General features: G+C 73.2%; 9 protein-coding genes. 4 read left to right on the top strand and 5 right to left on the bottom strand.

The genetic code is table 11. The annotated features are described in order from the left end of the window. Positions 1 to 84: 84 nt before the first annotated feature. From C1I99_RS22265 to C1I99_RS22275, 3 genes are read right to left on the bottom strand one after another with little or no spacing between them, the layout of a single operon-like run. Positions 85 to 849, bottom strand: a complete 765-nt coding sequence (locus C1I99_RS22265) for a succinate dehydrogenase/fumarate reductase iron-sulfur subunit (RefSeq protein WP_111136161.1) — start codon at positions 847 to 849, stop codon at positions 85 to 87. After that, on the bottom strand, positions 846 to 2783 hold the full coding sequence (locus C1I99_RS22270; protein ID WP_111136162.1) for a fumarate reductase/succinate dehydrogenase flavoprotein subunit: 1938 nt from the start codon (positions 2781 to 2783) through the stop codon (positions 846 to 848). The genes C1I99_RS22265 and C1I99_RS22270 overlap by 4 nt, the downstream gene beginning before the upstream one ends. 2 nt (positions 2784 to 2785) lie before the next feature. Next, positions 2786 to 3517, bottom strand: a complete 732-nt coding sequence (locus tag C1I99_RS22275) for a succinate dehydrogenase cytochrome b subunit (RefSeq protein ID WP_111136163.1) — start codon at positions 3515 to 3517, stop codon at positions 2786 to 2788. Between the two features lie 29 nt (positions 3518 to 3546). Here C1I99_RS22275 and C1I99_RS22280 point away from each other — a divergent pair, with 29 nt between their 5' ends. Beyond that, complete coding sequence (locus tag C1I99_RS22280; RefSeq protein WP_111136164.1) at positions 3547 to 4482, top strand: LysR family transcriptional regulator; 936 nt, start codon at positions 3547 to 3549, stop codon at positions 4480 to 4482. Between the two features lie 100 nt (positions 4483 to 4582). After that, complete coding sequence (locus C1I99_RS22285) at positions 4583 to 5914, top strand: FAD-dependent oxidoreductase (protein ID WP_111136165.1); 1332 nt, start codon at positions 4583 to 4585, stop codon at positions 5912 to 5914. A gap of 20 nt (positions 5915 to 5934) precedes the next feature. On the opposite strand, the gene hrpA is transcribed toward C1I99_RS22285, so the two are convergent. Continuing rightward, complete coding sequence (gene hrpA / locus C1I99_RS22290; RefSeq protein WP_111136166.1) at positions 5935 to 9993, bottom strand: ATP-dependent RNA helicase HrpA; 4059 nt, start codon at positions 9991 to 9993, stop codon at positions 5935 to 5937. Positions 9994 to 10114: 121 nt separating this feature from the next. On the opposite strand from hrpA, the gene C1I99_RS22295 reads away from it, so the two are divergent. Continuing rightward, positions 10115 to 10543, top strand: coding sequence for a cytidine/deoxycytidylate deaminase family protein (locus C1I99_RS22295; RefSeq protein WP_111136167.1), 429 nt, complete (start codon positions 10115 to 10117; stop codon positions 10541 to 10543). A 112-nt stretch (positions 10544 to 10655) separates the two neighbouring features. On the opposite strand, the gene C1I99_RS22300 is transcribed toward C1I99_RS22295, so the two are convergent. Then, entirely contained in the window at positions 10656 to 11015 is a 360-nt protein-coding gene (locus C1I99_RS22300) for a YciI family protein (protein ID WP_111136169.1), read from the bottom strand. Positions 11016 to 11164: 149 nt separating this feature from the next. Here C1I99_RS22300 and C1I99_RS22305 point away from each other — a divergent pair. Continuing rightward, positions 11165 to 12211 (top strand): FecCD family ABC transporter permease (locus C1I99_RS22305; protein ID WP_111136168.1); only part of this gene is annotated, 1047 nt, incomplete at its 3' end.

Here is a 12211-nt window from a genome sequence, read left to right on the forward strand (position 1 = left end):
GAGGAGCAACTGCCGGGACCGGGGGCAGATGATCGGGCGGGGCCGCCGCAGCACAGGTGCGCGGCGGCCCGTCCGGCGCAGCCGTCAGGAGCCGGGCGTGTTGTCGCCCCGCTTGGTGGTGGCCTTGAGGTAGTCCCGGTTCAGCCGGCCGATGGTGTTCAACGGGATGCCCTTCGGGCAGACCACGGTGCACTCGCCGGCGTTGGTGCAGCCGCCGAAGCCGGCCTCGTCGTGCGCGTCCACCATGCCGATCACCCGGGTGTACCGCTCCGGCTGGCCCTGCGGCAGCAGCGAGAGCTGGGTGACCTTGGCCGCGGTGAAGAGCATTCCGGAGCCGTTCGGGCAGGCCGCCACGCAGGCGCCGCAGCCGATGCAGGCGGCCGACTCGAAGGCGGCGTCCGCGTTGGCCTTGGCCACCGGGGTGGAGTGGGCCTCGGGCGCGCTGCCGGTCGGCGCGGTGATGAAACCACCAGCGGCGATGATCTTGTCGAACGCGCTCCGGTTGACCACCAGATCCTTGATCACCGGGAAGGCCCGGGCCCGCCACGGCTCGATGTCGATCGTGTCGCCGTCGGAGAACTGCCGCATGTGCAGCTGGCAGGCGGTGGTGCCGCGCTGCGGGCCGTGCGCGTTGCCGTTGATCATCAGGCCGCACATGCCGCAGATGCCCTCGCGGCAGTCGTGGTCGAACGCCACCGGCTCCTCGCCGGCCAGGATGAGCCGCTCGTTGAGCACGTCGAGCATCTCCAGGAACGACATGTCGGGGGACACGTCGTCGACCTGGTAGGTCACCATCCGACCCTTGTCCTCAGGGCCCTTCTGGCGCCAGATGCGCAGGGTCAGGTTCACTTGTAGCTCCGCTGCGTGGGGTGGACGTATTCGAACTTCAGGTCTTCCTTGTGCAGCACCGAGGGCTCGCCGGTGGCGGTGAACTCCCAGGCCGCGACGTAGGCGAACCGGTCGTCGTCGCGCTGCGCCTCGCCGTCGGGGGTCTGGTGCTCGGCCCGGAAGTGGCCGCCGCAGGACTCCTCGCGGTGCAGGGCGTCGATGCACATCAGCTCGGCCAGCTCGAAGAAGTCGGCCACCCGGCCGGCCTTCTCCAGCGACTGGTTGAGCCCCTCGCCGTCGCCGGGCACCCGGACCCGCTGCCAGAACTGGTCACGCAACGCGCGGATCTCGTCGATCGCCTTGCGCAGCCCGGCCTCGGAGCGCTCCATACCGCAGTGCTCCCACATGATCTGGCCCAGCTCGCGGTGGAACGAGTCCACCGTCCGGTCGCCGTTGACCGCCAGCAGCCGCTGGATCCGGTCCTCCACCTCGCGGCGGGCCTCGACCGCCGCCGGGTGGCTGGCGTCGACCTTCTCGTACGGGCCGGCGGCCAGGTAGTTGGCGATGGTGTTCGGCAGCACGAAGTAGCCGTCCGCGAGGCCCTGCATCAGCGCCGAGGCGCCGAGCCGGTTCGCGCCGTGGTCGGAGAAGTTCGCCTCGCCGATCACGAACAGGCCCGGGATGGTCGACTGGAGGTCGTAGTCGACCCAGAGACCGCCCATCGTGTAGTGCACGGCCGGGTAGATCCGCATCGGTACCTCGTACGGGTCCTCGCCGGTGATCCGCTCGTACATCTCGAAGAGGTTGCCGTACTTGGCCTCGATGGCCTTGCGGCCGAGCCGGTTGATCGCGTCGGCGAAGTCCAGGAACACGCCGAGCCCGGACGGGCCGACCCCGCGTCCCTGGTCGCAGACGGCCTTGGCCGCGCGGGAGGCGATGTCCCGGGGCACCAGGTTGCCGAACGAGGGGTAGATCCGCTCCAGGTAGTAGTCCCGCTCGTCCTCGGGAATGTCCCTCGGGTGGCGGTCGTCGCCCTTGGCCTTCGGCACCCAGACCCGGCCGTCGTTGCGCAGCGACTCGCTCATCAGGGTCAGCTTCGACTGGTGGTCGCCGGAGACCGGGATGCAGGTCGGGTGGATCTGGGTGTAGCAGGGGTTGGCGAAGTACGCACCCTTGCGGTGCGCCCGCCAGGTGGCGGTGACGTTGCAGCCCTTGGCGTTGGTGGAGAGGTAGAAGACGTTGCCGTAGCCGCCGGAGGCGAGCACCACCGCGTCGGCGAACTCGCTGGTGACCTCGCCGGTGACCAGGTCCCGGACCACGATGCCCCGGGCCCGGCCGTCGACGACGATCAGCTCGAGCATCTCGTGCCGGGCGTTCATCTCCACGTTGCCCAGGCCGATCTGCCGCTCCAGCGCCTGGTACGCCCCGAGCAGCAGCTGCTGGCCCGTCTGGCCCCGCGCGTAGAAGGTGCGCTGCACCTGCGCGCCGCCGAAGGAGCGGGTGTCCAGCAGGCCGCCGTACTCGCGGGCGAACGGTACGCCCTGGGCCACGCACTGGTCGATGATGTTGACCGAGACCTCGGCCAGCCGGTGCACGTTCGACTCGCGGGAGCGGAAGTCGCCGCCCTTGACCGTGTCGTAGAAGAGCCGGTGCACCGAGTCGCCGTCGTTGCGGTAGTTCTTCGCGGCGTTGATACCACCCTGCGCCGCGATCGAGTGCGCCCGGCGCGGGCTGTCCTGGTAGCAGTAGGACTTGACCCGGTAGCCCTGCTCGGCCAGGGTCGCGGCAGCCGAACCGCCGGCCAGGCCGGTGCCGACCACGATCACCGTCATCTTGCGGCGGTTGGCCGGGTTGACCAGCTTGGCCTCGAATCGGCGGCGTTCCCAGCGGGTCTCGATCGGGCCGTCGGGTGCCTTGGCGTCGGCGATCGGGTCGCCCTCGGTGTAGAGATCCATGGTCAGGACACCAATCCGGTGAGTACGGCGAACGGGACCACGAGATAGCCGGCGCAGAGCGCGACGGCGAAGACCAGCGCCACGGTCCGGGCCCGGCGCTCGCCGCGCGGGGTCTGCTGGCCGAGGCTGCGCAGCGCGCTGAACACGCCGTGCCGCAGGTGGAACCCGACCGCCACGATCGCCAGGGTGTAGAAGAGCGTGACGTACCAGCGCTCCGGGGCGAAGTCGGCGACCACGTTGGCGTACGGCCGGGTCGGGTCGCCGACCGGGTTCAGGGTGCCGGTGGTCAGGTCCAGGAGGTGGTAGATCACGAAGAGCAGGATGATCACCCCACCCCAGCGCATGGTGCGGGCCGCGTAGCTGCCCTGGACCGACTTGCGATGGGCGTACCGGACCGGGCGGGCGGCCCGTGCGCGCAGCGCCAGGGTGGTCGCCGCCCAGATGTGGGCGAGCACCGACACCAGCAGCACGGTGCGCAGGATCCACAGGAACCACACGCCCGGCAGCAGGGGAGCGCCGATCTCGCGCAGCCAGTGCGCGTAGTGGTCGAACGAGGTCGCCCCCGTGAAGATCTTCAGATTGCCGAGCATGTGCGCGACGAGGAACAGCACCAGGACGGTGCCCGTCACCGCCATGACAGCCTTCAGGCCGACACTGGAGCGGATGGGCGACCGAGTTCTCGTGACTACCACGCGACCGACGCTAGGAGCACTTTGATCAGTCGTCCAATGCATCGACCTCGTAGTCTTGATAGCCGTAGGCTATGTATATGCAGCTCCATCAGCTGAAGTACTTCGTCGCGGTCGCCGAAGTACGACATTTCACCCAAGCCGCCGACATCGTCGGCATTACCCAGCCCTCGTTGAGTAAGCAAATTCACGCCCTGGAGGCCGGCCTCGGGGCACCGCTCTTCGAACGGGTAAGGGGCAACATCGCGCTCACCGCGGCGGGGGAGGTGCTGCTGCCGCTGGCCAAGCGGATCCTCGCCGACGTCGACACCGCGACCCGCGAGGTGCAGGAGCTGGTCGGCCTGCGGCGCGGCCGGGTCCGCCTCGGCGCCACCCCCAGCCTGGCCACCTCGCTGGCCCCGCCGGTGCTGCGCCGGTTCCGCGACGCCCACCCGACCGTCGACCTGCGCGTGGAGGAGGGTGGCTCGCAGGACCTCGTCCGCGACCTGCTCCGCGGCGACCTGGACCTCGCGCTGATCATCATGCCGGGGCAGGGCGCCGACCCCGGGCTGCGCGCCGACCCGATCCTGCGGGAGAGCCTGGTGGTGGCCGCGGTCCAGGAGCTGCCGACCGCGGCGGCGACCGGGGAGCTGCGCATCACCGACCTGCGCGAGCAGCCGATGGTGATGTTCCGGGAGGGCTACGACCTGCGCGACGCCACCCTCCAGGCGTGCCGGGAGGCCGGCTTCGAGCCCACCGTGGCCGTCGACGGCGGCGAGATGGACGCCGTGCTGAGCTTCGTCGAGGCCGGTCTGGGCGTCGCGCTGGTGCCGGGCATCGTGGTCGCCCACCGCCCCGGGGTGCGGGTCACCCGGCTGGCGCCGCCCGGCGTCCGGCGGACCATCGCGGTGGCCCGCCGCCGCGACGTGGTACCCACCCATGCCGGCCGGGAGCTGCGCCGGATCCTGCTCGACTACGTGCACCAGGCCACCACCACGGGCGACCTGCCGCCCGGCGTCGAGCCGCTCTGATCCGCGCCGGTGAGCCCCGGCCGGCGCCGTCGATCGCGGCGTCGCAGGTGCGCATGCCAGGAGACGCGCGGCCGGCGCCGGCCCGCCTAGGCTCCCCGGCATGGCATCCCGTAGCGCCGTGGTGATCGGCGCCAGCATGGGCGGGCTGCTGGCCGCCCGCGCGCTCACCGAGGCGTACGACCGGGTCACCCTGGTCGACCGGGACCTCATGCCGGCGGACGCGGCCAGCCGCCGGGGCGTGCCGCAGGGGCGGCAGCTGCACGTCCTGCTGACCCGGGGCCGCCAGGCGCTGGAGGAGCTGCTGCCCGGCGTCTCCGCCGAACTCACCGGGCTCGGCGTGCCGACGGTGGACCTGCACGAGCAGGTGCACTGGTACAACGACGGCCACCGGATGCGCCGGGCGCCGTCCCCGCTGCTGGCGTACGGCGTCAGCCGGCCACTGCTGGAGCAGGTCGTCCGGGCGCGGGTCGCCGCCCAGCCGGGGATGACCGTGGTGCCGGCGTGCGAGGCGGTCGGCCTCACCGCCACCCCGGACGGCCGCCGGGTCACCGGCGTACGACTGCACCCCCGCGACGGCGAGCCGGTCACCCTCGCGGCCGACCTGGTGGTGGACGCCGGCGGGCGGGGCACCCGCAGCCCGGTGTGGCTCGCCGAGCTGGGCTACCGTCCGGCGCCCGAGGAGCGGGTGCAGGTCGGGGTGACCTACCTGACCCGCACCTACCGCCGGGCGCCGCACCACCTGGAAGGGCTCCTCGGCGCGCTCACCAACGCGATGCCCGGCCAGCCCCGCGGCGGCATCGTCGCCGTGCAGGAGGGTGACCGCTTCGCCGTGGCGCTCAGCGGGATGCTGGGCGAGGAGCCGCCGGCCGACGACGAGGGGATGATCGCCTTCGCCGACACCCTCGCCGCCCCGCAGATCGCCGAGCTGCTGCGATCGGCGGAGCCGGCGAGCGCGCCGGCGACGATGCGGTTCCCGGCCAGCGTCCGCCGCCGCTATGAGCGGCTGCGCCGGTTCCCGGCCGGCTACCTGGTGGTGGCCGACGCGCTGTGCAGCTTCAACCCGGTCTACGGGCAGGGGATGACGGTGGCCGCACTGGAGGCGCTGCTGCTGCGCCGGCTGGTGACGGGTGGGCCGGAGCGGCTGGCCCGACGGTTCTTCCGGGGCGCGGCACGGCTGATCGACGGGCCGTGGTCGATCTCGGTCGGCACCGACCTCCGCTTCCGCGAGGTGACCGGCCGGCGCACCCCCCGCGTCCGGCTGGTCAACGCGTACGTCAACCGGCTGCACGCCGCGGCGACCCGGGACCCGGCGCTGGGCGCCGCCTTCCTGCGGGTGCTGAACCTCGTCGACCCACCGGCCCGGCTGCTCGCCCCGCCGGTGCTGTCGCGGGTGCTGGTCGGCTCCCGGGCGGCCCGACCGTCGGCGTCCTGACGGCCGACCGGCACCACCGGTCAGCCCGCCTCGGCGTCGTCCATCGCCCGGTAGATCCGCTGCTCGGACACCGGGTACGGGGTGCCGAGCGCCTGGGCGAAGACGTTCACCCGGAGCTCCTCGATCATCCAGCGGATCTGCCGGACCGCCGCCGACCGCCGGCGGCTCGGCGGCAACGCGGCGAGCAGGTCGGCGTACTCCTTCTGCACCACCGCGATCCGGTCCTGCTGCTGCTTGTCCCGCTGCGGGTTGCCTGGGAGCCGGTCCAGCCGCCGCTCGATCGCGGTGAGGTAGCGCAGCAGGTCGGGCAGGCGGGCGTACCCGGTCTCGGTGACGAACCCCTTGTGCACCAGCCCGTTCAGCTGGGCGCGGATGTCGGCGAGGGCGGCCACCACGGCCAGGTTCCGGGTGGCGCCGAGCCGCTGCTCCACCGCGTACGCGGCGGCCAGCACCTTGCGTACCCGCTCCATCACCTCGACCACGGTGTCCACCAAATCGGCGCGGACCCGCTCGCGCAGCGCGGTGAAGCCCGCCGCGTCCCAGGCCGGCCCGCCGGCGTCGGCGATCAGCCTGTCGATCGCGGCGCCGGCCGCGTCCTCGATCAGCTCCTGCACCCCGCCGTGCGGGTTGCGGCTGAGCGCCAGCTTCGCCTCGTTGGACAGCCGCCCCTGCAAAAACCTCGCCGGGGACGGCACGGTCAACCGCAGCAGCCGGCGGGTGCCCGCCCAGTGCGCGGCCTCCTGCTCGGCCGGGGAGTCGAACAGCTTCACCCCGACCGTGGTGCCCTCGTCCACCAGCGCCGGGTACGCGGTCACCGCGTACCCGGCCCGCACCTGCTCGATCGTGCGCGGCAGGTCGCCGAGGCTCCACTCGGTCAGCCCGGCACGGGCCACGTCCGGCGCGGCGGCCGCCACCACCTGGCGTACCTCCGCGATGAGCTGGCGTTGCAGGGTGGGCAGGTCCTTGCCCTCGGCGACCGGCCTGTTCTCCTCGTCGAGCACCCGGAAACTGACCCGCAGGTGCGGCGGCAGCTTCCCCAGGTCCCACGCGTCGCGCGGCACGGTCACGCCGGTCATCCGGCGCAGCTGCCGGGTCAGCGCGTCCAGCAGCGGCTCCTCGCCGGCCGGCATGGCGGCGAGCGCGGCGCGGGCGTAGTCGGGGACCGGGACGAAGTTGCGGCGTACCGCCTTGGGCAGTGAGCGGATCAGCGCGATCACCAGCTCCTCGCGCATTCCGGGCACCTGCCAGTCGAAGCTCTCCGCGGGCACCTGGTTGAGCAGCGGCAGCGGGATGTCCACGGTCACCCCGTCGGTCGGGGTGCCCGGCTCGAACCGGTAGGTCAGCGGCAGGGCCACCCCGTCGGCGCGCCACTCGTCCGGGTAGTCGCCCTCGTCCATCCCGCCCCGGCCGGCGTTGACGAGCACGTCCCGGCTGAAGGTGAGCAGGTCCGGCCGCTCCCGGCGGGCCTTGCGCCACCAGGCGTCGAAGTGCCGCCCGGAGACCACGTCGGCGGGGATCCGCTGGTCGTAGAACTGGAAGATCGTCTCGTCGTCGACCAGGATGTCCCGGCGGCGGGCCCGGTGCTCCAGCTCCTCGACCTCGGCCAGCAGCCGCCGGTTGTCCGTCCAGAACTGGTGGTGGGTCTGCCAGTCGCCCTCCACCAGCGCGTGCCGGATGAACAGCTCCCGGGACAGCGCCGGGTCGATCCGACCGAAGTTGACCTTGCGGGAGGTGACCAGCGGGATGCCGTAGAGGGTGACCCGCTCGTACGCCATCACCGCGGCCTGCTTCTTCTCCCAGTGCGGCTCGCTGTAGCTGCGCTTGACCAGGTGCTGGGCGAGCGGCTCGACCCACTCGGGCTCGATCCGGCCGTTCACCCGCCCCCACAGCCGGGAGGTCTCCACCAGCTCGGCGGCCATCACCCAGCGCGGCGGCTTACGGAACAGCGCCGAGCCGGGGAACAGCGCGAACTTCGCGCCCCGGGCGCCCAGGTACTCGTTCTTCTGCGCGTCCTTGAGGCCGATGTGCGACAGCAGGCCGGCCAGCAGCGACTGGTGCACCTTCGGGGTGTCGATCTCCGCCGGCAGGTCCGCGCCGCCGCCGCGCCGGCCGCCGTCGTCCGCGCCGGCGTCCCGCGCGGCTCGCCCGCCGCGCCCCGCGCCGCCCGGTTCCGGCGTACGCAGCACCTGGCGCAGCTGGCTGACGATGTCCTGCCACTCGCGCACCCGCAGGTAGTTGAGGTACTCCGCCTTGCACATCCGTCGGAACGCGCTGGAGGAGAGCTCGCGCTGCTGCTCCCGCAGGTGCCGCCACAGGTTGAGCAGCGCCACGAAGTCCGACTCCCGGTCGGCGAACCGGGCGTGCGCCTGGTCGGCCTGGGCCTGCCGGTCGGCCGGCCGTTCCCGGGGATCCTGGATCGACAGCGCGGCGGCGATCACCATCACCTCGGTGGCGCAGCCGTTGCGCTCGCCCTCCACGACCATCCGGGCCAGCCGGGGGTCGACCGGGAGCTGGGCGAGGCGCCGGCCCAGCGGGGTGAGCCGCTTCGCCGGGTCGGTCTCGGCCGGGTCCAGGGCGCCCAGCTCGTGCAGCAGGTTGACGCCGTCGGTGATGTTGCGCCGGTCCGGCGGGTCGATGAACGGGAACGCGGCGATGTCGCCCAGCCCGATCGCCGTCATCTGGAGGATGACCGAGGCCAGGTTGGTGCGCAGGATCTCCGGGTCGGTGAACTCCGGGCGGGACAGGAAGTCCTGCTCGTCGTAGAGGCGGATGCAGATGCCGTCCGAGGTCCGCCCGCAGCGGCCCTTGCGCTGGTTGGCCGACGCCTGGGAGATCGGCTCGATCGGCAGCCGCTGCACCTTCAGCCGGTTGCTGTAGCGGGAGATCCGGGCGGTGCCGGGGTCCACCACGTACTTGATGCCGGGCACGGTGAGCGAGGTCTCCGCCACGTTGGTGGCCAGCACCACCCGGCGTCCGGTGTGCGGGGCGAAGACCCGGTGCTGCTCGGCGGTGGAGAGCCGGGCGTACAGCGGCAGGATCTCCGTGCCGCGCAGCGTCGGCTTCTTCTGCACCAGCTTGCCCAGGGCGTCGGCGGTGTCCCGGATCTCCCGCTCGCCGCTGAGGAAGACCAGGATGTCGCCGGGCCCCTCGGTGGCCAGCTCCTCGACCGCGTCGCCAATCGCCTGGATCTGGTCGCGGACGTTCTCCTCGTCCCCGTCCTCCTCCTCGTCCCCGGTGACCTCGACCAGCGGCCGGTAGCGAACCTCGACCGGGTAGGTCCGCCCGGACACCTCGACCACCGGCGCCGGCCTGCCTTCCGGGTACTCGTCGGTGGCCGGGCCGGCGAAGTGGCGGGCGAAGCGGTCGGTCTCGATGGTCGCCGAGGTGATGATCACCTTCAGGTCGGGGCGGCGGGGGAGGAGCTGCTTGAGGTATCCCAGGATGAAGTCGATGTTGAGGCTGCGTTCGTGCGCCTCGTCGATGATCAGGGTGTCGTACTGGCGCAGCATCCGGTCGGTCTGCAGCTCGGCCAGGAGAATCCCGTCGGTCATCAGCTTCACCAGGCTGCGGTCGCTGACCTGGTCGGTGAAGCGCACCTTGTAACCGACCACGTCGCCCAGCTCGGTGCCGAGCTCCTCGGCGATCCGGTCGGCCACCGTCCGGGCGGCCAGCCGCCGGGGCTGGGTGTGCCCGATCAGCCCGTGCACCCCGCGCCCGAGCTCCAGGCAGATCTTGGGCAGCTGGGTGGTCTTACCGGAGCCGGTCTCGCCGGCCACAATCACCACCTGGTGGTCGCGGATCGCGGCGGCGATGTCGTCCCTGCGCTCGCTGACCGGCAGCGTGGGCGGGTAGGTGACCACCGGCACGGCGGCCCGCCGGCTGGCCAGCCGGGCCTCGGCCGTCGCCACGTCCGCCGCGATCTCGGCCAACGCCGACTCCCGCCGCTGCGGGTCGCGCAGCCGGCGTACGCCGTCCAGCCGCCGCTGCAGGCGACGCTGGTCGCGGAACATCAGGGGGGAGAGGCGGCGGTGCAGCTCGCGGACGGAGTCGGTCGCGGCGGGTGCGGCTGGATTCTGCATGTCGTCGCCAAGAATAGGCAGGCCGGCGCCGGACCGCCCCCGGGTTACCGCCCGCGCTGCCCACCGGCCGTGCCGGCGGCGGACCCGGTCTAAAGTTGACCGCCGATCGAGGGGGGACGGGATGACGATGCGGGACACCGACCGGGCGTTGGTGCAGGCCGCCACGGCGGTCGCCAAGCTTCGCTGCCGCAGTGAGGAGCACACCGTGGCCGCCGCCGCCCGCAGCGCCGAGGGGCGGGTCTTCACCGGCGTGAACGTCTACCACTTCACCGGCGGCCCGTGCGCCGAGGTGGTGGCGGTCGGCGCGGCCGCCACCCAGGGCGTGACCGAGCTGGAGACCATCGTCGCGGTGGGCGACCGGGGGCGGGGCGTGATCCCGCCGTGCGGGCGCTGCCGGCAGGTGCTGCGGGACTACTTCCCGGAGCTGCGCGTGATCGTCGGGCCGCCGGACGCGCTGCGCGCGGTGCCGATCGGCGAGCTGCTTCCCGAGACGTACGTCTGGGCCGACCACCAGCTCGACGCGCTGCCCACGCCGCGCTCCGGCGACTGATCGACCGCCGCCGTACCGGCCGGCGTCAGTCCGGAGCGCCGGGGCGGGCGGCTGATCGTCCGGCTCGCCGCGGCCGCGACGGTTACGGGGCGCGCATCCGCGCCGGTGCCGGTCAGTCGCCGGCGGCGGCCTCCAGCATCGACCGCGGCACCGGCACGCTCTCGAACCGCAGGTTGCCCTCCGGCACCATCCAGCTCATCACCTGTACGGCCAGCCGCCCGGCCCGCACCGCCGGGTCGTTGTGGTACAGCTCGCGGGCCTCCTCGGGGCTGACGGAGAGGACCACGAAGCCGCGCAGCCGGTCGTCGTCGGCGGCCACGAAAGGCCCTGCGGCGAGGACGAGCCCCTGCTCCACCAGCCCCGCCTGGTGGGCCAGGTGCGCGTCCTGCAACCGGTCAGCGGCGTCGAGCGGCAGGTCCGGCGCGTCGGGCGGGCGGACCAGGAGCACGACCGTGTGCTGGTCGAATCGCATGCCCACACCCTAGGGCGGTACGGGCCACGCGCGCCCCGATCCGGCGCTGCCCGACCTGCTCGGCGGCCGGATCGACGACCGCGAGTTAGGTGGGGCTAAGTCCGTCGGCTAAGGTAAGGCGACCCTAAGCGCGAACCCGCGGGAGACTCGTGACCACCCTCGCCACCCGGCCGGCCGTCCCGGCCGGCACCCGGGCCCGCGGCCGAGCCGGCCGCCGGCTGGCGGTCACCGTCGCCGCCGCGCTGGCGCTGCTGCTCGCCGTGCTGGCCAGCTTCGCGCTGGGCAGCCGGTCGCTCTCAGTCGACCAGGTCTGGCACGCGCTGGTCGCCCCCGACGGCGGCGAGGCCGCCACCATCGTCCGGGAACTGCGGATGCCGCGTACCGCGCTCGGCCTCGCGGTCGGGCTGGCGCTCGCCGTCGCCGGCGTGCTGTTCCAGGCACTCACCCGCAACCCCCTCGCCGAGCCCCGGATCCTCGGCATCAGCGCCGGCGCCTCGACCGGCGTGGTGCTGGCCATCTCCGTCTTCGGCGTCGGCACCCTCGCCGGGTACGTCTGGTTCGGCATCGGCGGTGCGTTCATCGCCGGCCTGCTGGTCTTCGCCGTCGCGTCCCGCGCCCGGGAGGGCGCCAGCCCGGTCACCCTCGCGCTGGTCGGCGCGGCGCTCGACGCGAGCCTCGCCTCCGTGGTGTACGCGCTGCTCAGCATCGACGCCCGCACCTTCGAGGAGTACCGGTTCTGGGTGGTCGGCGGGCTGACCGGCCGGGACCTCACCGTCGCCGCGCAGGTGTTGCCGTTCGTGCTCGTCGGCCTGGTGCTGGCCGCCGTGGTCGCCCGAGGGTTGGACGCGCTCGCCCTCGGCGACGACGTGGCGCGCGGCCTGGGCCACCGCATCGGCCTGGTACGCGTCGGCGGCGGCGCCGCCGCCGTGCTGCTCACCGGGGCCGCCGTCGCCGCCGCCGGGCCGATCGCGTTCGTCGGGCTCGCCGTGCCGCACCTGGCCCGCGCCCTGGTCGGCGCGGACCACCGCTGGACCCTGGCCGTCTCCGCGCTGCTCGGGCCGGCGTTGCTGCTCGGCGCCGACGTCGTCGGCCGGCTCGTCGCCCCGCCCGGGGAGGTGCCGGCCGGCATCGTCACCGCCCTGATCGGCGCCCCGCTGCTGGCCTACCTGGTCCGCCGCGCCACGGTGGTGACGGCG

Origin of the sequence: Micromonospora deserti, assembly GCF_003236335.1 — a bacterium.
Taxonomy (GTDB): domain Bacteria; phylum Actinomycetota; class Actinomycetes; order Mycobacteriales; family Micromonosporaceae; genus Micromonospora; species Micromonospora deserti.